This is a genomic window from Geotalea toluenoxydans JCM 15764 (genome assembly GCF_001311985.1).
Classification (GTDB): domain Bacteria; phylum Desulfobacterota; class Desulfuromonadia; order Geobacterales; family Geobacteraceae; genus Geotalea; species Geotalea toluenoxydans.
The window spans coordinates 79,727-99,517 of the sequence record NZ_BBCJ01000008.1; the positions used below are offsets into that span (position 1 = coordinate 79,727).

General features: G+C 47.9%; 22 protein-coding genes, 2 pseudogenes and 1 riboswitch. All 24 genes and pseudogenes read right to left on the minus strand.

What is annotated here, in order from left to right; all coding sequences use genetic code 11:
- Window positions 1-48 precede the first annotated feature (48 nt).
- The 24 genes and pseudogenes from accB to JCM15764_RS06870 all read right to left on the minus strand — a co-directional run bounded on the left by accB (window position 49) and on the right by JCM15764_RS06870 (window position 19,790).
- A complete protein-coding gene (gene accB, locus JCM15764_RS06775; RefSeq protein ID WP_243688526.1) occupies window positions 49-387 on the minus strand; it encodes an acetyl-CoA carboxylase biotin carboxyl carrier protein in 339 nt (112 codons plus the stop codon).
- Entirely contained in the window at window positions 317-514 is a 198-nt protein-coding gene (locus JCM15764_RS22235; protein ID WP_243688507.1) for a hypothetical protein, read from the minus strand. Before JCM15764_RS22235 ends, accB begins: the two co-directional genes overlap by 71 nt.
- 57 nt (window positions 515-571) lie before the next feature.
- Window positions 572-1,639: a M24 family metallopeptidase gene (locus tag JCM15764_RS06780; protein ID WP_054693886.1), complete on the minus strand. Its 1,068-nt coding sequence runs from the start codon at window positions 1,637-1,639 to the stop codon at window positions 572-574.
- A gap of 20 nt (window positions 1,640-1,659) precedes the next feature.
- The gene (aroQ, locus tag JCM15764_RS06785) at window positions 1,660-2,094 is read right to left on the minus strand and encodes a type II 3-dehydroquinate dehydratase (RefSeq protein ID WP_054693889.1); all 435 of its coding nucleotides are present in this window, start codon (window positions 2,092-2,094) and stop codon (window positions 1,660-1,662) included.
- A 23-nt stretch (window positions 2,095-2,117) separates the two neighbouring features.
- Window positions 2,118-2,480: a roadblock/LC7 domain-containing protein gene (locus tag JCM15764_RS06790; RefSeq protein WP_054693892.1), complete on the minus strand. Its 363-nt coding sequence runs from the start codon at window positions 2,478-2,480 to the stop codon at window positions 2,118-2,120.
- Entirely contained in the window at window positions 2,480-3,430 is a 951-nt protein-coding gene (locus JCM15764_RS06795; RefSeq protein ID WP_054693895.1) for a tetratricopeptide repeat protein, read from the minus strand. The genes JCM15764_RS06790 and JCM15764_RS06795 overlap by 1 nt, the downstream gene beginning before the upstream one ends.
- 2 nt (window positions 3,431-3,432) lie before the next feature.
- A pseudogene (aroB, locus tag JCM15764_RS06800) lies at window positions 3,433-4,538 on the minus strand (3-dehydroquinate synthase).
- Window positions 4,539-4,557: 19 nt separating this feature from the next.
- On the minus strand, window positions 4,558-5,739 hold the full coding sequence (gene aroC / locus JCM15764_RS06805; protein ID WP_054693898.1) for a chorismate synthase: 1,182 nt from the start codon (window positions 5,737-5,739) through the stop codon (window positions 4,558-4,560).
- A gap of 18 nt (window positions 5,740-5,757) precedes the next feature.
- On the minus strand, window positions 5,758-6,087 hold the full coding sequence (locus tag JCM15764_RS06810) for a disulfide isomerase DsbC N-terminal domain-containing protein (RefSeq protein WP_054693901.1): 330 nt from the start codon (window positions 6,085-6,087) through the stop codon (window positions 5,758-5,760).
- Window positions 6,088-6,164: 77 nt separating this feature from the next.
- Window positions 6,165-10,247: a putative Ig domain-containing protein gene (locus JCM15764_RS06815; RefSeq protein ID WP_054693904.1), complete on the minus strand. Its 4,083-nt coding sequence runs from the start codon at window positions 10,245-10,247 to the stop codon at window positions 6,165-6,167.
- Between the two features lie 43 nt (window positions 10,248-10,290).
- Entirely contained in the window at window positions 10,291-10,893 is a 603-nt protein-coding gene (locus tag JCM15764_RS06820; RefSeq protein WP_054693908.1) for a hypothetical protein, read from the minus strand.
- Between the two features lie 10 nt (window positions 10,894-10,903).
- Window positions 10,904-12,742: a type IV pilus secretin PilQ gene (locus tag JCM15764_RS22240; protein WP_369412272.1), complete on the minus strand. Its 1,839-nt coding sequence runs from the start codon at window positions 12,740-12,742 to the stop codon at window positions 10,904-10,906.
- Window positions 12,725-12,832, minus strand: a pseudogene (locus JCM15764_RS22245) (hypothetical protein); the annotation flags it as partial. The gene JCM15764_RS22240 and the pseudogene JCM15764_RS22245, both read right to left, overlap by 18 nt.
- On the minus strand, window positions 12,790-13,632 hold the full coding sequence (locus tag JCM15764_RS22250; protein ID WP_369412273.1) for an AMIN domain-containing protein: 843 nt from the start codon (window positions 13,630-13,632) through the stop codon (window positions 12,790-12,792). The gene JCM15764_RS22250 and the pseudogene JCM15764_RS22245, both read right to left, overlap by 43 nt.
- Window positions 13,629-13,778, minus strand: coding sequence for a hypothetical protein (locus tag JCM15764_RS22255; protein ID WP_243688508.1), 150 nt, complete (start codon window positions 13,776-13,778; stop codon window positions 13,629-13,631). The genes JCM15764_RS22250 and JCM15764_RS22255 overlap by 4 nt, the downstream gene beginning before the upstream one ends.
- Window positions 13,765-14,208, minus strand: coding sequence for a hypothetical protein (locus JCM15764_RS06830; protein ID WP_243688509.1), 444 nt, complete (start codon window positions 14,206-14,208; stop codon window positions 13,765-13,767). The genes JCM15764_RS22255 and JCM15764_RS06830 overlap by 14 nt, the downstream gene beginning before the upstream one ends.
- The gene (locus JCM15764_RS06835) at window positions 14,189-14,788 is read right to left on the minus strand and encodes a type IV pilus inner membrane component PilO (RefSeq protein WP_054693910.1); all 600 of its coding nucleotides are present in this window, start codon (window positions 14,786-14,788) and stop codon (window positions 14,189-14,191) included. Before JCM15764_RS06835 ends, JCM15764_RS06830 begins: the two co-directional genes overlap by 20 nt.
- Before the next feature lie 29 nt (window positions 14,789-14,817).
- Window positions 14,818-15,399 carry a PilN domain-containing protein gene (locus JCM15764_RS06840; RefSeq protein WP_369412274.1) on the minus strand — a complete coding sequence of 194 codons (582 nt, stop codon included), beginning with the start codon at window positions 15,397-15,399 and terminating at the stop codon, window positions 14,818-14,820.
- On the minus strand, window positions 15,386-16,432 hold the full coding sequence (pilM, locus tag JCM15764_RS06845) for a type IV pilus biogenesis protein PilM (RefSeq protein ID WP_054693914.1): 1,047 nt from the start codon (window positions 16,430-16,432) through the stop codon (window positions 15,386-15,388). The genes JCM15764_RS06840 and pilM overlap by 14 nt, the downstream gene beginning before the upstream one ends.
- A gap of 19 nt (window positions 16,433-16,451) precedes the next feature.
- Window positions 16,452-16,652, minus strand: a complete 201-nt coding sequence (locus tag JCM15764_RS06850) for a helix-turn-helix transcriptional regulator (protein ID WP_054693918.1) — start codon at window positions 16,650-16,652, stop codon at window positions 16,452-16,454.
- A 159-nt stretch (window positions 16,653-16,811) separates the two neighbouring features.
- Window positions 16,812-16,887: riboswitch (cyclic di-GMP riboswitch) on the minus strand.
- A gap of 198 nt (window positions 16,888-17,085) precedes the next feature.
- Window positions 17,086-17,700, minus strand: a complete 615-nt coding sequence (locus JCM15764_RS06855) for a hypothetical protein (protein WP_054693920.1) — start codon at window positions 17,698-17,700, stop codon at window positions 17,086-17,088.
- 15 nt (window positions 17,701-17,715) lie between these two features.
- Entirely contained in the window at window positions 17,716-18,912 is a 1,197-nt protein-coding gene (locus JCM15764_RS06860) for a PilW family protein (protein ID WP_054693923.1), read from the minus strand.
- 16 nt (window positions 18,913-18,928) lie between these two features.
- A complete protein-coding gene (locus JCM15764_RS06865) occupies window positions 18,929-19,327 on the minus strand; it encodes a type IV pilus modification PilV family protein (RefSeq protein ID WP_243688510.1) in 399 nt (132 codons plus the stop codon).
- Window positions 19,287-19,790: a pilus assembly FimT family protein gene (locus JCM15764_RS06870; protein WP_054693930.1), complete on the minus strand. Its 504-nt coding sequence runs from the start codon at window positions 19,788-19,790 to the stop codon at window positions 19,287-19,289. The genes JCM15764_RS06865 and JCM15764_RS06870 overlap by 41 nt, the downstream gene beginning before the upstream one ends.
- Window position 19,791: the final 1 nt, after the last annotated feature.

Below are 19,791 nucleotides of genomic sequence, written 5' to 3' on the forward strand. Positions count from 1 at the left end.
AAGGATCTCCATTATTATTGACATTTGAGGGGTAAAAACATTCTGCAATTACAGCGGCTCCACTGTAAACAGGCACTCTCCGAACTCGACAGGCTGTGCATTTTCCTTGCAGATCTTGATAATTTTGCAACGGAACTCAGCCTCAATCTCATTCATAAGCTTCATTGCTTCGACGATGCATAGAACCTGGCCTTTTTCAACTATCTGCCCCACTTCAACATACGGTGCGGCATCCGGTGCAGGTGCGCGATAGAAGGTTCCCACTATGGGGATGGTACTTTCTGACCTTTTTCTGCTCCCGCAGCAGGCGCAGGTGTCACCTCGCCGGGTGCAGAAGGAGCTGGATGGTGAATGGGTGGAAACTGGGCTTGAGCAACGGGTGCTGATAGTGAATGACCTCTGAAGTCACTCCACGCTTTATCCTGATTTTTTCATCTGCACTTTCCAGCTCAAATTCGGTGATGTCGGTCTCTGTTACCATTTTGACCAATACTTTCAAATCCTTTATATCCATTGCCTTCTTCTCCTTTGTCTTTATCTCTGGAATAGTCACATCAGATGTAAAACGAATTCATACAACCTGCAGTACTTTTGGCACCTTGGTCAAAACATCACAACCGTCGACTGTAACGGCAACGGTGTCTTCAATTCTGACACCACCCCATCCTGGAATATAAATCCCGGGCTCGATGGTAAATACCATTCCTTCTTCTACCACACCGTCATTGCGAAACGATACTGTGGGGGACTCATGAACTTCAAGACCAACGCCGTGTCCTAATCCATGACCAAAGTTACTGCCGAAACCTGCTTCGGTAATGTAATCTCGGGCCAGTGCATCGAGCGCCTTGAAGGTTATACCCGGCTTAACCGCCGCCATAGCCAGGTCATGAGCATCCTTGACTATGGAATAAATCTGCTCCTGGCGAGGGTCAGTCCTTCCCACAGCAAAAGTGACTGTCTCGTCTGAAAAATACCCTTTATATACCGCGCCGAAATCGATTGTGACCAGTTCACCTGCAGCAATTATCTTGTCGCTTGCTTTGCCGTGTGGCAACGCCCCCCTGGTCCCGGATGCCACTATGAAATCAAAAGCCTTTTCTTCGGCACCCGCATTCTTCATGGCAAATTCAAGGGCCAGGGCTATCTCATGCTCGGTTACCCCAGGCTTAATCCGGTTGATCATTCCCAGCAGTGCATTGGATGCAATTTCAGCACTTGCTGCCAGGATATTTATTTCATCTGCATCTTTTACCGCACGCAGCCATTCAACCTCTTTGCCTGCAGGAACCAGCCGTACATCCGGCAATGCTTTAGACAGCTCGTTAAAAAGAGCGACCGTAGTATGCTCTGCATCAAAGCCAATTTGTCGGGCAGGAATGCCCTTGACCAGAGAAGAAATTCCCTCAATCTGGCTGCGGTATTCAATAACGCTACAGCCGCTGATTTCTGCGGAAGCCTGGGTTGTATAGCGGGAGTCAGTGAGGAACCAGCAGTCTTCTTGTCCAAGAATCAGCACACCTGAACTGCCGGTAAAACAGGTGAGGTATCTGATTGTGCTCAGACCGAAAAAGATAAGAAAATCAACATCTAATCGCTTCAAATACCGCTGCGCGGAAAAGATTCTGTCTTTTAGCATAATCAAAACCGTAATACAATCTATTTTTTAATGTGATTAAAAATGGCGCGAAGCCCAAGCAGATAACTGTCAGCACCAAACCCACATATCTGGCCTATGGCCATAGGTGCTATATAGCTTTTTGTTCTGAATTTTTCCCGGCTGTGAATATTGGAGAGATGGACCTCAACTGCAGGCAGTGCGGCTGCGGCAATAGCGTCACGGATAGCAACGCTGGTGTGGGTGTAGGCGGCAGGGTTAATAAGAATGCCATCGAACAGGCCAGCAGCGGATTGAATCCGGTCAACCAGTCTCCCTTCCGAATTTGTTTGAAAGCACTCGATCTCAATGCCAAGATCAAAGGCAAGCTGGCTTAGTGCCGCGTTTATATCGTCAAGTGTCAGACTACCGTATATCTCAGGTTCCCTGGTGCCTAGCATATTTAAGTTTGGCCCATGTAAAACGAGTATTTTCATGATCTCTCCAAGACAGATTACCTTTACTGCAGAGCTTCAGCAAGTTTTGGAGCTTCCCGGCGCAGGTAAAAGCGACCTTTGCCGAAGTTCCCGCCACCGGTGATGACAAGGAGGACAAAAAAATCTTCGTTAATCACTCTGGCAATGGCAATCGATAGCTCCGTGTTAATGGACACCTCCTGCAGCAGGCCGGATTTCAGAACTTCAACCGTCCCCTTAACCTCCTTCAGCACGGCCGCGTATTCCGCTGTCAAGAGCTGCAAATCAAAGGGGTTTTCTTTTTTAACAAAGTCATCGATGGCAATGCCGTCATAGCCCATGACAACAGCGCCAACGGCCCCCTCTACACTGTCGACCACCGTCTGCAAGATGTCCTTGAATGGCATCAACGCCTCCTCTGGATGTTTTCGAGCCATCTTTCCAATACGGCAACAGGGTCAGAACCATTAGAAACAGCTTCTGAATGCTGTTGTGAAGTATTGTCCTGAATAAATTCCTCAAGATCTGTTGAGACAGTCTCTACGGGCTGTTGGGCCTCTTTCTCTTGAACTGCCACGGCTTGCCTTATTTGCAATAAACGCCTTTCATAATGTTTATTGCCAGGCTCGCTTTTCAGCAGTTCCTGGTAAATGGAGAGAGCAGATGACAGGAAACCTTGCGATACATACAGTTCGGCCAGGGTAGCAGTTTTAAGAGGATCTTTCCGGTCGGTCTCGCTTTCCATGCCGGTTGATAATTCAACTTCATCGGCAGCATTTTTCGCCTGATGATCGGTAATTTCTTCGGTCAGCTCTTCTATAATTTCCACCTCGTCAAGGGCCAGCTCGCATTCCAAAGCAGTTCCTTGAACAACGTCAGTGTCAAACGAAAAAGAGCTATCTGCAGGCGATTCACTGGAAACGTCTACAGATGAACTGTGGCCGGACTGCAGGGAACTGAGCAGATCCCGGCTCTCCTTGTCATCGGGATTGAGTGACAGCAGCATCTGCAATGATTGTTTAGCAGAAACCTTATCTCCTGTCTCAAAATAAAGCTGACTCAAAAGCTTTTGCGCCAGGTGATTTTCAGGAGTCGCATCAATGACTTTTTCCAGAGCAGCCCTGCTTTCCTCTTTCATGCCTTTTTCATAATAAGCTCGTCCAAGAGCCATAAATCCGCCTATGTAGCCAGGATGCCTGTCACATCCTTTACTGGCGACAGTAATAGCTTCATCCAGAAGGCCAAGTTTGCGGTAGAGGTCGGCGAGAGGTGCAAAACAAAATGAATTGGGATCTTTAGCCAGCGTTTCTTCATATTTACCGATGTCAGCCCAGAAGGAAAGCGTATCCTGATCCATTGTCAGTCCCCTATTTCGCATACTTTCAATAACCGGCTCACATCTTTAACCTTATCTATATAAAAGTTGCCAATGTCTTTATTAAAAACAAAACTGAGCCCATCATCCTTGACCTTCTTGTCATGAAGGATTGCTGCCAAGTAGTCATCAGCTTTGAACGCAGGAAGATCAGTGGGAAGATGAAGCTTTGTCAAAAGGCTCAGAATACGCTCTGTACACGCTGTTGAAGCCCCCCCCATAGCCTCGGAAATCCTTGCTGCCTGGGCCATGCCTATTGAGACAGCCTCGCCATGGAGGAATTGCCTGTAATCAGTCAGCGTCTCAACGGCATGGCCAATGGTATGACCATAGTTGAGGACGGCTCGCAGCCCCCCTTCCCTCTCGTCACGCTCGACAATGGATGCCTTTAGCATACAGGAAGTTTTAACGGCAAACTGAAGGCAGTCTTTATCCCGGTGCAGCAATTTTTCAGCATTGGCGTGCATGAAATCAAAAAATTTCCCATCGAGCACAACGCCGTATTTGAGCATCTCGGCAAACCCACTGATATATTCACGATCAGAGAGGCTGTCCAGTAAGGCAAGATCTATGAGAACGAACTTCGGCTGGTAGAAGGCACCGATAAGATTTTTCCCCTTGTGGTGATTGATGCCAGTTTTCCCCCCCACACTGCTGTCCACTTGAGCAAGTAACGTGGTTGGAACCTGCACGAATGGAATACCGCGCAAATAGGTTGCAGCAGCGTATCCAGCCATGTCGCCGATGACTCCCCCCCGAGTGCTACGATAAAAGAGCCGCGATCGAGGCCGTTTTCGATCAGTTTGTCGTAGATGAGATTGAGAGTCTCACTGTTTTTATACTGTTCGCCATCCGGAATTTCTATCTTGCAAACGGAGAAGCCGGCTGAAACAAGAGATGCTTCTGCCGGCTGAAAATAATGGGCGCCAATGGTAGGGTTTGTCACGATCGCGGCTTTACGGCCAAGTTTATGCTCAAGACAAAGGAAACCAAGAGAATTGAGGTTGTGAGTTGAGATATGTATCGGATAGCTCCGATCTCCTAGCCCGACCTTAATGGCATCCACAACAGAAGAATTATTTTTATTCATATTAAAACTCGAGGGTTGATCAGAAGTTTTTCAGATATTCCAGATAGCCGGCGTAATTGCGCTGCATCTCTTCTATGGAATCACCGCCGAACTTTACCATAAAGGCATCGGCAAGTTCAATGGCCAATACCGATTCTGCGACCACCGATGCAGCCGGAACGGCACAAACATCGGACCTCTCCACGGTGGCTTCGAAGGGTTCTTTACTGACGATGTCCACAGAGCGCAACGGCTTGTAGAGGGTAGGAATAGGCTTCATGGCAGCCCTGACAACAATATCCTCACCGTTGGTCATTCCACCCTCAATGCCGCCGGCATTGTTGGTCACCCGATAATACCCGGTCATGCTTCCTTGGGAAGCACGGGACCGGTCATAAAAGATCTCGTCATGGACGTTAGAACCTTTCCGGGCAGCAGCTTCAAAACCAAGGCCGATTTCGACCCCCTTGAAAGCCTGGATACTCATCATGGCCATGGCGATCCGGCCATCCAGCTTCCTGTCCCATTGAACATGACTGCCCAATCCAGCGGGAACCCCGGAGGCAATTATCTCTACCACCCCGCCAACGGTGTCACCTGCAGACTTTGCCTCGTCGATGAGTTCTTTCATACCAGGTTCAACGCTGCTGTCGCATGTATACACCTCCGATTTTGCGACGGTGCTACGTAGGTCTGCAAGACAAAGTTTTGGGCGGATTGCCTTGATTCCTCCAAGCTCAGAAACAAATCCACATATATCTATATTAAATTGACCAAGGAGTGCCTTAGCAACCGAACCAACAGCAACACGAACCGCTGTTTCCCTGGCGCTGGAGCGCTCCAGAATGTTCCTTACGTCCCTATGGTCATACTTCATCGCCCCTGGCAGGTCGGCATGACCCGGTCGGGAACGGGTGACATGAATATTGTCATCCCTGAACCGTTCCTTGGGAGACATCTTTTCCTGCCAATTCGCCCAGTCTTTGTTTTTCACACAGAGAGTAATGGGAGAACCAATGGTTTTCCCCCAACGGACGCCGGAGAGAATCTCCACCTGGTCCTTCTCAATGGCCATTCTGCCGCCACGTCCATACCCTCCCTGCCGGCGGGCAAGGTCAGCGTTAATAATCTCTTCTGATAGGTTGAGACCGGCAGGAATTCCTTCGATTATAGCGGTCAGTTGCGGACCGTGGGATTCACCGGCTGTTAAGTAACGGAACATAGCAATCCTCTACTGTCTTTATTTCACCTGCTGATGCTTTTGCAAGGCCTCGATGGTGAGATTCTTTTTGGTTTCCGCTTCCACGATATTGCCCGAAATTATGTAAGCGCCTTTTTTGTCCATATAAAACACCATCGGCTGCATGTTAGCAATAACTATTACCTCACTTAGGCCTCGAATGCCTTTCACCGGCTTTATCTCTTCAATGGAAAAAGACATGGGCAGTATTTTTTTAAAGGCAGCCGTCGCAACGTCTTTCGTAGGGGCCGAACTGCATGCGGAGAGAAACATGACCAATAAAGCACAAACTACCATCTTTTTTATAATTACAAATTTCTTTAAGGGCATCGACCGCTCCTTCTGAAAAATCAAAATGGGGCACAGCCAGCCGTGCCCCATCTCAAAGCTATCGTAAACAAGTTACATCAAATGCTTTTTCTCATGCGCTTGCGCATACCGAAGTATCCAAGAATAGCCAGGGCAAAGGCAAATATGACTGTGTGGTACTTAACGGCATAGATAAGTGGTGTTAGCATCCATCTGGTAACAGTACGCAGCACTTCATGATCTCTTATGAAATCGGCAATGGGAGGGCTAGTAGCATAGTAGAATTTAACAAACGCTGTACCCAGGTAACTTTTCAGCAGGACATCATCCCTGAAGTGACGAAGCACCATGACATTTGGATCGAGGTAGCTGCCATAAGCAGCAGTGGCAATGAAGCAGCCGCTCTTACCGCCGGAGCTGGGAGGTGCATAGCCTGTACCTGTTTCAACCGGTCCTGGACCGGCAGCACTCGTTGTACCGATGGCAACAAGACTTCTGACGGCATTGACAGCAGTATCTTTGTCCATATTGGCATCGTTATCAGTTAATGCATAGGTGAAGGTATTGCCGGAGACCGTTCCAGTCAACTCGTGCCACTGACCGTTATTGTCGATGGTATAAAATACCGGGCTTGCAGGGACAACACTGGGGTCGAATGTTAAGGTGACAGTAGCAGGTGAACTGGTCAGACCGGTGATGGTAAATTCCCCAGCAGCTGTGACGGTAAGGTTAGCCGGAACAGTGGCAAGAGGAACCTGGGATGCAGACAAGGGTGTGACTGTACCCACAGTACCATTGCCGGCGGCTGTGGACACCGAGAGGGGCGATCCGTCACCGGTCAAAGCAAGTTTGTACTGAGCAGCGTTTGAATCGGTCAAGACCAGTTCGCCACTGTATGAGGTAATGCTGCCCGGAACAAATGAGATGTTTAAAGTTTTGCTGGTATTTCCTGCTAAATCGAAAACAGCCGGCAGATCGGTAAAAAAGGCGCTGCTGGTGGAGGACACCGAGCTTATCGTAACTACATTGGGACTGTTATTCGTTATGGTTACGGCTTTTTTGCCTGTTGCTCCGACAAAGACATTGCTGAAGGGTAGCGACGTGATCATGTTGGCGGTGGAATCGCTGTAATAAACTGTAGTGCTTGCCGATGTGGTCGGGTCGATGACGGTCAGGAAATAGGTTTTGAAAACCGTATCCAGGTACTGCTTGTCTTTTACGAGGACCGAGAAGGTATAGATTCCAGGAGCGGTCGGAGTCCCGTTCAGCATTCCCGTGATGGCGTTAAGGGTCAGACCGGTGGGAAGAGATCCACTGACGACAGACCAGTCATACATGCCGCTACCGCCTGTTGCGGCAAAAATCTTGGTGTAAGACTGCCCAGATGTAGCCACAGGGGTAATGGCACCCTCGGGAGTGGTGATATTCAAAGGAGGATTTACTGTTATGGAAAGCGCCTTGGTTGTGGTAGCACCGATATTGTCGCTCACCTGAACGGTAAAATTGAAGGTTCCCGAGCTGCTGGCAGTACCTGAGATAGTGCCGGTGCTTGGATCGATGGAGCCGAAGCCTGGAGGCAGTGAGCCGCCGGTTATGGACCAGGTATAGGGTTGTGTGCCCCCAAGTGCAGCCAGTTTTTGACTATAGGTGCCGTTGAGGACCGTGCCTGGAAGACTGCTTGTGGAGATTGACAGGGCAGAGTTTATGGAAACAGTGAACTGTTTCGTGGCCATCTTGAATGCGCCGTCTACAACCTTGACGGTGAAAGTATATGTACCTGCAGCGGTAGGTGTACCGCTCAGGACGCCTGTCGAGGCATTCAGAGTCAGGCCGGCCACAGGGCTTAGAGTACCTGCCCCGGCACCTGCACTGATTGACCATGTCAAAGCACCGGTGGCACCACTGGTAGTGAATTGGTGGCTATACCCCGCTTGATTCTGTGTCCACGAGGTCAAGGGCGAGCCACTGGTGATACTGACCGTAGTGACGTTGATGGTCAGGGTTTTTGGTGCACTGGTCATACCCGCGTTATCGGTGGTAGTAACAGAGAAGGTATATATACCGTTTTGAGTCGGAGCTATAGTACCGCTGATTACTCCGGCAGTCGGGTCAAGAGTCAATCCCGAGGGGAGAGCGCCAGAGGTGATGGTCCATGTGCTGTAGGGGACAGTACCCCCGCTGCCGCTCAACGCGGTATCATAAGTGGTCCCTGCAGCACCATCGGGAAGAGACGTTGTAGATACCGTGAGAGGAATAGACCCAGTTGCCGTCCCGCTGAAATATATGACCGCGTTGCCGCCATTTGAAGTGAAGGCTATCTTGTAGTCGTTGGATGCGTCACCGGAAAAAGAACCTTGCCCTGTCGGGGCAAAACGTACCGTCATGTCAACGCTGGTGCCCGGGCTGATCGTTTTCGGTGTGGGAGTAATGATTGAAAACGGATCTTTGGGAGTACTGATATTGCTGATGGTCAGCTGGCTGTTACCATCGTTACGGATTTTGAAGGTAAAATCGCTGAAAGTTGTCGCTGAAGTCACGTCGATACTACCGAAATCTATAGCGCCGTTAAGTATGGGCTGTCCTGCAGAATCGGTAATGAGCAGCTGCGGCAAAGTGGAGTACTCCAGCAACTGTCCATAGATGTCCGAATTTCCCGGAGCCCTGCCGTCTTTCCAGACAACGAGAAAATCTCTAAAATTAACATCCCCAAAGGCTACAGCCGGTGCCAACTGGTTACCGGGTGCGACCGTGACGATGGTATTGCCGCCACTGAGCGCCCCCTGAGGATCAACAAACTGTGAGTAAATATCGATATTGCTCACCGTTGCCGATCCATTGCGGGCATCCTCCCAAGTGACGAGGAAGCGCTGATTGACGTTGTCAAAAGCTGCCGCAGGGGCAGTACGTGCCCCGGTGCCTGTGGAGATGGCAATCGCCGGGCCGTACGCTGCAAAAGAGCCCAGATCTACAAGTTGCCCCTGGATTTGCTGGTCCTCCTCCCAGGCAAGCAAGGTCCTGTTCGTATTCGGATCGGTGGCAAGGGTAGGATAGAGCGCATTGCCGGTACCGAAGCTGTAATCTTTGACGAGCCCAAGACCGTCGTTCTGCCTAATTTTGATTTTGGGACCCGTGTCGGAAGTAGTAGCAGCAGGCGCCAATGGGGTGTAGGTACAGACACCCTGTGTGGCAGGGGCGGTTATGGTACCCACTGTATAATTGATAGTCATCGTGACATTATCAGTAATGCCGCTCCAGGCAACGAAGTAGTTGCCGTTCCGGTCATAGCCTATCTTTGGTTGTGATTCGTTCCTTTGAGCGATCCATCCTTTTGTAATGGCACTGCCGGAATCCACTGCAGGACCTGTGCTGACAAGTCCTGTTGCATTTTTACGCGTGCTTGCCACAGCATCGCCTGTTGCCGGATCGACCTCTACTGTCCTGACAAGATTGTTATCAACTACGGGCAATGGAACATAGGATATTGTGTAGGAATTTAAGCATTTTGCGCCTGTAACAACAAGTCTATTGTCTGTATTGTCGCTGTTATCGGCGATACTTTTATCCAACCAGGTGACGACAAATTTGTTAATAACCGGATTATAGACAATATCCGGGTCCGATTGATTGGTGCCGTTGTCTGAAGTAAGAGCGACGACATGAGCTGAAATAACCTTCTCAGTCCCCAGCAAAGCTCCATTATTATCGGTACTGTTAGCTGCAACAGCCCGACCTTTTATTTGGCCGTAGGTTGCACTGGTATCGGTCCAGACAACGAAAAATTTGCTGTTCGCAGGGGTGGCAGAATCCTCATAGAAGGCAACGCGGGGCTGGGTTTGATTTCCCAGCGCATTTGAAATAACAAACTCAGCACCGCAAGTCATGGTTGTGGAGGCACCGGTGCCGGAACCGGTACAGACAGCACCGTAAATATTTACATTGTTGGTGCCGTTACGCATATCCGTCCATACAGTCAGGTATTTGTCGTGGACGGTATCATAGGCAACAGCAGGTGTAGCCTGGTCGTTAGTATCCGTACTAATCTGCTTGTCATTTTCCAGCACCTTTGCCGTGCTTTTCTTAATCGGTTGTTGCGACGAATCCGTCGAACTTCCTGCACAACCCACTATAATTGCCATCAGCAATGCAAGAAGGATTGCTGTCCCTTTGTTAGCTATACGCATACTATCTCCCGATATTTGTGTTCCAGTAAATGAAATAAAAGGATTAGTTACTCTTGTCGGCAAAATCAGCGAAACGAACCCTCATTTTGGTGGTGTCAACGGAACCGCTTCTATTGGTATCTAATTCCACTGCATCAAAACTAATCGTGACATCATAGTTATATATGGTGCCGTTACAGTTCAGCACAGGTTGGAGATAATCTTTGATTTCATGAGTAGCTACCCGAACGGAGACAGTTGCTGCAGTACCTGCGTTAATGGTCTGGCCGACCGGTTGATATTGTGTTTGAAATAGTGGAGGAAGTGCAGGCGTAAGGCTGTCTGCGGGAGTAAAAACCATTCTGTACCCGTTGATATACAATTTGGACGGATTGGTGACGCCGGAATAAGCAACTGTCGAGATAGCTACCTCGATAACATCCGGTGAAATCGAAGGGGAACTTCCAGCAATGCAGGCAGTAGCTGCGGTACCTTTTGCATCCACCCATTTTGCCACGTCTGCATCCAACGAAGAGGTTGGACCATTCGCAGTAGCATAAACGGTATTGAATTCAGCTGTGCCGCCGCCCTTGGAGTCTCCGCATGAGATCAAAGCCGCAGAACAACAAATTACCAAGAGACTCTTCAATATGGCCTTTTTAAACATTACCCCCCCCTTAACTGACAATCTTAGGTGTTATAAAAATCAGAAGCTCATTCTTCGTCTTATTCTTCGTGTTCGATTTGAAAAGCCAGCCCAGCAGGGGTATGTCCTGCAGGAATGGAACTCCCTTGTCGCTTTCGGTGTCGCTGTCCACATATATGCCGCCGATAACAGTGGTCTCGCCGTTCTTCACCAGCAGTTCCGTGGTAGCTTCTTTCTTGTTGATTGGTGGTGGTGAACCGGTACCGGCAGAGTTGTTGGAGGCCTTGATCTTCATGCCGATGCTGCCATCTGCCGTAATGTGCGGTGTCACCTCTAGGGTTAAGGCAGCTTCAACAAATTCGGTTTTGGTCCCTTCTGCAGATGTTGTTTGATAGGGTATGGACGCACCTTGAGAGATTTTGGCCGGCTTATTATTAAGCGTAACCACACGCGGTGTGGACATTATCTTGATCTGATCTGCAGTAACTGCAGCAGAAAGGCGCATATCAAGTTGTATGTTGCTTGCAAGCTTACCGAATGACATACCGACGGCAGCACCAGGTCCGGATGTACCCGATGTGGGAGCATTGGAAACCTGCCCGCCGAAACCTGTGTCGAGCCTGCTGATACCGGCAACGGATGCAGAACCGTCTATGTAATGAATTCCCCATTGCACTCCGAGATCCCGGACAAAAGAGGTGCTTGCCTCGACTATTCGGGCTTCGATCATGACCTGCTTTTCTGGCGTATCCAGTGCCTTAAGTAAGGCTCTCATGTCTTCTATGGTTGTTGCAATATCTTTGACAATAACACGATTAGTACGTGCATCGGTACTTACAATCCCTCGTTCGCTTTTAAGGGTACCGAATTGGGTTGCAATATCAGTGACAGCTGCATAATTAACATCGAAAATTTCACTGCGAAGCTCCATCCCTCTTTCACGGGCTTTCTTTGCAGCCATTTCCTCGTCAGCCTGAGATTGCATCTTACCCTTTGGCTTGATTTGAACGATGTTTCCTTCCCGGATCATACCAAGGCCTTTGGTGTCGAGAATAACATCCAGGGCCTGGTCCCAAGGCACATTTACCAGCTTGATGCTGATCGTCCCGGTGACGTCATCAGCTATAAGGAAATTTAGATTGCTTACTTCTGCAATGAGTTGGAATATTTTGCGGATATCAGCATCGGAAAATTCAAGGGTAACTTTTCTGCCCGTGTAAATCTTTTTCGGTTGCTGCTTGGTTAGGACAGATTTTGGCAACTCGGCGGCATCACCTTCTTTAGCTGGTGTTGTCAGCAATTCCTCTTCTATCCTGGAAGAAGGTAGAGCCTTGTCTTTGGCAGGACCTGATACCACAGCAGGAATAACGGGATTTCTCACCTCAAATACGTAGGTGTTGCCTTCTGTACGGTCGGAATATGCACTCTTGCCACGAAGTTTGACCAGCACTCTGGCATTGGTCCCACCGGCAACCTTCACTTGGTATGGGGTTACGCTTAAAACGGAACTGGCAAATGCTTTTGTATCCAGCGTCCGCTGAAGTTTTCTGGGAAGCTCGCAGTTTTTAAAGCTAAGGAGGATGCCCTTAGAGGTGTCGGCAGGCTTGTCGGCTGAACAGGAACCGGCTGTTTTGATTTCAACCCGTGAAAATCCGTCTGTAACCTTAAAGTCGATTGATTCGACTGAACCTTTTTCAACTCCAGCTTTCTTCTGTTCTAAAGGTTTTCCCTGGGGTCCTGGTGCCGTTGCCTTCTTCGTGGCGGCCGGTTCTCTAGCCGAATCGGAAAAGGCGATACTCAAACCGATATCTGCCTTGTCAACGCGATAAGCCGGAACTTGGTCGTTCGCAGCATCGAACACTATCCGCACCTTCCCAGGAGAAGAGCCGATCCTTGCTTTTGTTATACCGAAGCGGTCTATGGAGATGGCATTGGCTTTGAGTTGGTTTTGGATTTCAAAAAGGTCGACAACAAGGCGACCTGGTTTATCAAGCTTAAATGTAGTGAAGGCAACAGGCCGCCGGAAACAGCCAGATCTATCCTTTGGTCAAGCACCTTAATGGCATTGAGAACCTTCAACCCATCGGCAGGGGCCTTGTTTTCCACAGCAGCATTCGATTCCCCCTTTGCCTCTCTGCCATCCTCCGCACCGACAGTTTTTCCTGTCACGTCCTCTTTTGCTTCGACAGTGGTTTCGGCAACTGCTGCGACTGGGACAGGTACGACATTAGTCTGCGGCTTAGCGTCATCAGCTGCTTTCTCTGGTTCAGAAACAGCACGTCCATCATCTTCTGCCTTGGCAGCCTTCTCCTCATTCTTCCCGGCAGATAGAACAACATGAAGCTTTCCCTTGTCGTTTGCGTCGGTTTTGACGGAGAAATCTGCATCCTGTCTCAGTTCAATTTCTACCCTGCTGAGAAAACCGCTGCCGAAATCCTGACGAGCCACACGGATAGTCTTGATACCTCCGGATTCCGAGGTTTGCGGTTTAATGGTACCCGGCTCCGTTTGCGCTAGATCTATGAATATTTTGGGGGGATCGTTCGTCTTGTAAGAGGTGTACGTCAAAGGCCTGTTGGTAAGGATTTCTGCTTGAGATCCATCTTTTACAATGTTTATAGCCTGAATGACAGCAGAAGAGTTAGACTCATATTGTTCAACATCTTTTGCTGCAACCATTTTCTTGGCACAGCCAGACAAAGCCATTAAAAAAATAAGTACAAGGGCTTGGCAAATGATTCGGAATGAACTCATTCTCATCGGGAAGTCTCCTTACTTTTCTTGGCCAATGGCAGTACTATCTTCCTGCTTTTTATTCGTTTTTTACCATCTTCGTACTGCTCGGTCACTTCCAGGGAAGATGCAGTGATCTTTGTAATTCGCCCACCGTTATCACCGATGAGCATCCCTGTTTTGACCACGTATCCCTTGCCTGCAGTCGATAAGCAATGCTTTGTTTTCCTTCAATCCTGTAATTATTCCTGTTACGACAAATCTGCTTACTTCGTAACTCTGTATGGGAAGCGCATCGACGATCTTACGTTTCACAGGCAGCGGCGCTTTTGCAGCAGTCGCCTCCTGAGGAGCAATCAACGGCTTGAAAGGATCTTTCTTCCCTTTGAAACCCAATGTCGGTGTCGTCTGGCTGTTTTTTGCGGAAGAAACAGCTGCCTGCAATGCGGCAGCGGGTTTTGCTGCTGCCTTGGGCTGAGCAGCAGGGGCAGGTACCTGACTTGGTACCGGCGCCTCATCCTTTTTTTTGCATCCACCGATGGCGCAGATAGTCAGAAGACCAGCTAAAAGTGCCAAGACAAGTTTATTTGGGCTTTTTTTCATCCTTTATCTCTTTCTTATCAAGGAAACGGAATGTTGTTGCCAGACAATTAACCTTGAGCGTAGTAACACCATTGGCGGTTTTGATGTCTGCGAAATTAACGTTGGAAATGTTCACTATTCGCGGAAGATTTGCCACTGCCTGAAAGAAATCGGCCACTTTATAAAAAGTGCCGGACACTGAAATATCCACTGGAACAGCGGCATAAAAGTCTTTTGGCTCTTCCGGCTTAGGCTTGAAAAGAAGAAATTCCAAACCTGCACTTTTACCTGCATTGGAGATACTTGCCAAAAGCGAAGGTATTTCCTTTTGATTTGGCAACTCGGTGAGAGCAACTTTCAATTCATTCTGCAATTGCTCGTATTCCTGTTTATATTTGGGAAGATTGCTTGCAAGTTTCTGCGCTTCCGAAGCCTGTTTGCGCAGTTCCTCGAGATTTGTCTGTAATCCATTCAGTTCTTTTAGCTTTGGCTGGTAAAGGCCGAAATAGAATCCTGCCCCAAGTAAAGCAACAATAAGAAACAGCAGCGCCAGCTTTTGCTTGGTCGGAAGCTTCAATAACTTCTCAATTTGTGGGTCCATGAAAGCCTCGAAAGCTGATGTAATCTTTATTATTTAGCCGCTTTGTCCGGTTCGGGGGGGCCAAAGGCGGTGAGTTTAAAGGTTATGTCAAACCTTTTCGCTTTGGTCTTGTTTATCTCAGTCTGTTCGGAAACTTGGAGTTCTATATTATTAAAATCCGGGATTGACTGCAGATTTTTCATGAAAGTTGCAATATCGTCTTCGCTAAAGGCAACGCCGGAAATAGATATGGTACCGGCTGCTTCTGTATATTTAGTGAGCCACAATTTATCAGGCACAGCATTACTCAGCAGAGCAAGCCTGCTGACAGGACCGGTTTTCTCTTTCCTCAACCGGCTAAGGATGTCCAGCTTCTTCTTCACCTCGGCTTGAAGTTTCTTTATATTGTCTATCTCTCCTATCTTAGCCTTCAGCTGCTGAATTTCTTGCTCAGTTTTGGCAATGTCTTCCTTGGTGCTGAAATTTTGGAAATCGCCATGGAATACAAAAGCACGCATATGACTATAGTACCAAGGAGGGTAATGACCAGTATGGAGATCTGTTGCCTGGTAGTTTCCTTCTTTTTGGCTGCCCTGACCGGTAATAAATTTATCTTGATCATTTATCCCCAAGCCTCCTTGTAGCCAGTCCCACAGCAACAGTTACAAGTGGACTAATTTCTTTCAGATAATCGGGATCGAACTGTTTTTCGTCAAATTTTACTTTCGCAAAAGGGTTCAAGATTTCCACTGGGATAGCGAGTTTCTGACTTACTGTCTCTGCCAGCATTGCAGACTTGGCCCCCCCACCACTCAGATATACCTTGCTGATTTTACCCTCTCCGGCAGTTGAATTGTAAAAGTCGAGGGACCGCCGCATTTCGATGGCTAGTGTGTCATTGGCACGGGTAAGGATGTCCTTCAGCCTATTGTCAGTTGAAGATTCGGAAACCTTTATCCGTTCGGCTTCTTCGTTATTAACACCAAAATGCTTTTGTATTTCTTCGTTATACAGCGAGCCACCAAGCTGAACATCACGAGTAAAGAGAGAAATACCATCCTTCACTATATTCATGTTCATAACACTGGCGCCAATATTAACCAGAGCTATGACATTATCAGGATCTGGATCGTAATTTAACTCGAATGCGTTCTGAACGGCAAAGGAATCAACATCTACAATTGTCAGTTTCAAACCTGCTTCTGTAAAAACAGCAAGATAGTCATTGATGATGTCTTTTTTGCTTGCCACTAGAAGTACGTTCATCTTGGAGGAGTCGATATCGTCGGGGGCTATGATTTGAAAGTCGATATTTACATCATTGATATCGAATGGAATGTACTGTTCTGCCTCCCAATGTATCTGTTCTTCCAGTTCTTCGGTCGGCATGACCGGCAAGGATATTTTCCGAATAATAACCGAATTACCCGAGATAGAGCATGCAGCTTCTTTGGCTGTGATTTTCAGGCTGGCAAGTAAGGTTTTAACCCCCTCAACCACTGAGGCGCTGTCCATAAGCGTGTTGTCAACTATGGCTTCAGCAGGCAATGGAATCAGTCCCACATTCTGCAGCTGATACATGCCTTTCTGGGATTTAAGCTGGATTAGCTTGATCGAACTGGAACCAATATCAATGCCGACGACATCTTTTTCCGGTAAAAACATTGTCAGTCCACCCTCGCACTTATTCTTGAAATACCTTATCCTTGTCCGACAAAGAAAATCCCAATGCCAGTATTATCTTTCTTTTTGTTTCCATGCGGCACTCTTCTCCACGTTCAATACGATCTATTGTGACTGGAGAGACACCCGCCAATCTTGCCAGTTCAGCCTTGCTCATCAAACGCTGTTCCCGGATTTTTCTGACATTATTCTTTACGCGCATTTCCTTTTCCCACTTCCCGCGGATTTTATAAGGAAAATAGCACAATGAAAAGAACTGTCAAGAAATTTATGTTTTTTGTAACCAAATAAATACAATTATATACAATTGCAATATTTGTATAGTACCGGCACAAAAAAACCGGGTCGCCTAATTTGATATTTCGGCAACCCGGCTGTCTACTTGAGACCCTATAGCTTTCCGCCCCATCCTCGCGGATGGTTTAGTATTATCGTGTATCGGATGTTAGAAATTTACTCAAAAACTGCAAAAACCGTTCCTTAACAAAGACAGAAATAATAAGAACGTTAAATCCATGGAATAGCTCGGTGCTTAGCCATTGTTACGATGGCAGTGAACGTAAAAGTGACAACAATGGTCATATTTCTGACATAATTCAGTCGAATGGCTGAAGCAATTAAAAACTTTCCGATAATCAATAAGCATACAGAACGGTAAGATTTGCCTTCTCTTGTGCCTGTGTCTCCCTCTCGCCCTGGACCTCGATCTTATACAAAGCAGGCATATGCTTCGGCCCAACCCCTGCACTGGTACCGGTAACGCCTGCACCGCTGTCCAGTAATTCAAACCCCGATTGATCAGAGTTACCTTGTCTTGTGTCCACTATCTTTGAATAAACTTTGAAACCCGGCTGGGTTAAATACCCCTTGAGTTTAAAGGAAGCATCTGGTGCTGTCTTTGGATCGAAAGTTTTCGCAGCCGCAGAACATGCGGATCCCCAGTCACTGGTATTCATGTTTAGTTTTTGCTGCAGACAGCCTGTGGCTGACAAAGCAAGGTCGATGCCCTTGTAGTCAGTGATGAGTTTACTCGTCGAGTAATTATTGAAGATTTGCGGTATCAACTCTTTTGTAAATACCTCGGCTCCACCGTATGATGCTGCTAATGCCGTTTTGTACCGCTTTTGCGAGGCCGACAGCTGTGTACCTTTGGTAACCAGATACAGCAGGGCCATTACGATGGCCAACGAAATCAGTGTCAGCATCAGTGCCGTAACAAGGGCTATACCTTTTTCATTTTTTATGATCATGACGCCCTGCCTTTTTTATTTCAAGGTACTGGGATTAACAACGATTGTATAAACCTTCCAACGGTAGTTGCGCCAGTCGGCACCGAATACCGTCTGCATGTTGGCGCTTGTCCATCTCCGACCGGATGAGGACAATCTCTTGTCACCCACCTGGATAACATTATTCACATCGGCAATGGGAAATTTGAACCCGGTATCTTTTCTACCTTCCTGGACCAAAAGATACACCCTGACCTCCCGTAGCCTTTCACGTATCTCACCAGCTGGCAACGACATTGTCTGAGTCAATGTTTCGGGGTCTGTCAACTCGAATTCAACCTGCATATCGCCGACACAATCCAGGAGCGGATATTCGGTGAAGCCGGCACCACCATGTTGTGCAACCGCTTTGTAGAGAGTGCCCGTATTTTGATTGCAGGCAGCAGGAAAGTTGTCAGAAGGTTTTTTCACATAGAAATCGGCACGATTGTATGGCATCTTCAGGTCTTTAGTTCCGTCGATGCCGTAAACAATGTATACCTGCGCACCATCACCGGGTTGGAATATGGATGGGGGTTGGAAACCATTGACTTTGTATGAAAAGGATTTTCCGTCAGTAACCAGTAACTTGCTCTCTTTGCCTGCTGCAGTAAAGGTTGAGTTAATGGTAACAACGCGATCATCATTAGCTATATCATCGCTCTTGCCCCATGACCGTATGTAACTCTTGTTGGTAATGTTGTTCAAGGTGGAGTAGTTGACATAGCTCCATTTTTTTGCCGTGTTGTTGATGGCGGCAATGGACGACTTTACCACGAGGTAATCGGGGCCGCCGCCAGCAGAAACGGCGTCCGCACCATTCACCTCCTTTGTAGACGTACCGCTGCTAAGGGCACGGGGCATATCGGGAGGAGTATCGTTAAAACTGGTGGAGTCGACTCCCTTCGCCTGCCACCCCGTAACGACATCACATTCCTTGTAGTTAAATGCCGGGCCGAGCGTGCCGGTGTAATTCTGAAATGCCCAAGGCAGGCCGAAACCCGCGTGCTGGATGTCCTGGCGCATCACCTCGAGTCCGATCATCCCTTCGATATTGCTTTGTATGGATTTAGACTGTTGTGCCGATGTTGCGATAATATTCTGGAATGCGTAGGATCCCAGGCCAAGGATGACGATGAAAATGGCCATGGTCACGATTAGTTCAACCAGAGAATAACCTTTGTTTCCGTTCATAGCCGTTTCCGCCTCGTTATTCCGATTTGACCGTTCTCAGCTGGTAATGGGAACTGGCATTCTTGTATAACCAACCTACAGTTATGATCAGTTCGCGTGAGGTAGAGGGAGTCATCGACTTGCTCTCCAAAACAACCACGTAATCCTTCTTGAAGCCTCTCATGTCACCCTTGATAATCCGGGGGGTCGACACATTGCTGAAGGGACGTTCCCGCATGTATTTCATCTGTTCATCGGCGATGCGCCCGGCTTCGTCACGTAACTGATTCCGCAAGTTGTGCTCTGTGGCCACATTGACTGCCTGGAGAAGCCCCAACAGACCAACCATTGTTATCACCATGGCAACAAGCAGTTCAACTAGCGTAAACCCTCGATCACTGTCTTTTAATGTAATCTTTATGGCCTTTACAATCACCAGCAACACCTCCAGGAGTTAGCCATTTGCCTAAATGAATTCTACTTGTTGAGAGAACTAGACTGTCAACAACAGCACCATTCTCGCCCACATTAACACAGATACTCTTGCCGTCTATACCTGAGGCATTTAACAAACCACTGCTGTCAATGATTATGGTATCGCCGTTGTTGGAGACAACTGGATACGACAGTTTTTTCCGTTCAACAGGGGTATCAGATGTATTCTCGGTGGCATAAATCAAGAATTCATTTCCCGAGATTACAGCGGCCCGTTTCTGTTTCTGGTAAAACGCTTCGGCCCGAAGTGCCATCAGGTCGGCGTACATGGTTTTGACTTGGGATTCTATGGCTGTTTTTTTTGAGTATTCATTAAAAGCCATCGTACCCAGTGACAGCAATATGCCCATAACTGCCATTACTACTATGAGTTCCACCAGCGTGAAACCATGATCGTCATGCATA

Bases quoted from the DNA above. Each gene is read 5' to 3' on its own strand.
- JCM15764_RS06850 (WP_054693918.1), bottom strand. From the start codon at position 16,652: ATGCGCGTAAAGAATAATGTCAGAAAAATCCGGGAACAGCGTTTGATG.
- JCM15764_RS22235 (WP_243688507.1), bottom strand. From the start codon at position 514: ATGGATATAAAGGATTTGAAAGTATTGGTCAAAATGGTAACAGAGACC.
- JCM15764_RS06795 (WP_054693895.1), bottom strand. From the start codon at position 3,430: ATGGATCAGGATACGCTTTCCTTCTGGGCTGACATCGGTAAATATGAA.
- JCM15764_RS06835 (WP_054693910.1), bottom strand. From the start codon at position 14,788: ATGGACCCACAAATTGAGAAGTTATTGAAGCTTCCGACCAAGCAAAAG.
- JCM15764_RS06830 (WP_243688509.1), bottom strand. From the start codon at position 14,208: ATGAAAAAAAGCCCAAATAAACTTGTCTTGGCACTTTTAGCTGGTCTT.
- JCM15764_RS06820 (WP_054693908.1), bottom strand. From the start codon at position 10,893: ATGTTTAAAAAGGCCATATTGAAGAGTCTCTTGGTAATTTGTTGTTCT.
- JCM15764_RS06870 (WP_054693930.1), bottom strand. From the start codon at position 19,790: ATGCATGACGATCATGGTTTCACGCTGGTGGAACTCATAGTAGTAATG.
- aroQ (WP_054693889.1), bottom strand. From the start codon at position 2,094: ATGAAAATACTCGTTTTACATGGGCCAAACTTAAATATGCTAGGCACC.
- JCM15764_RS22250 (WP_369412273.1), bottom strand. From the start codon at position 13,632: ATGAGAATGAGTTCATTCCGAATCATTTGCCAAGCCCTTGTACTTATT.
- JCM15764_RS22255 (WP_243688508.1), bottom strand. From the start codon at position 13,778: ATGCTCATCGGTGATAACGGTGGGCGAATTACAAAGATCACTGCATCT.
- JCM15764_RS06815 (WP_054693904.1), bottom strand. From the start codon at position 10,247: ATGCGTATAGCTAACAAAGGGACAGCAATCCTTCTTGCATTGCTGATG.
- JCM15764_RS06860 (WP_054693923.1), bottom strand. From the start codon at position 18,912: ATGAACGGAAACAAAGGTTATTCTCTGGTTGAACTAATCGTGACCATG.
- JCM15764_RS06810 (WP_054693901.1), bottom strand. From the start codon at position 6,087: ATGCCCTTAAAGAAATTTGTAATTATAAAAAAGATGGTAGTTTGTGCT.
- pilM (WP_054693914.1), bottom strand. From the start codon at position 16,432: ATGTTTTTACCGGAAAAAGATGTCGTCGGCATTGATATTGGTTCCAGT.
- JCM15764_RS06790 (WP_054693892.1), bottom strand. From the start codon at position 2,480: ATGCCATTCAAGGACATCTTGCAGACGGTGGTCGACAGTGTAGAGGGG.
- JCM15764_RS06855 (WP_054693920.1), bottom strand. From the start codon at position 17,700: ATGATCATAAAAAATGAAAAAGGTATAGCCCTTGTTACGGCACTGATG.
- aroC (WP_054693898.1), bottom strand. From the start codon at position 5,739: ATGTTCCGTTACTTAACAGCCGGTGAATCCCACGGTCCGCAACTGACC.
- JCM15764_RS06780 (WP_054693886.1), bottom strand. From the start codon at position 1,639: ATGCTAAAAGACAGAATCTTTTCCGCGCAGCGGTATTTGAAGCGATTA.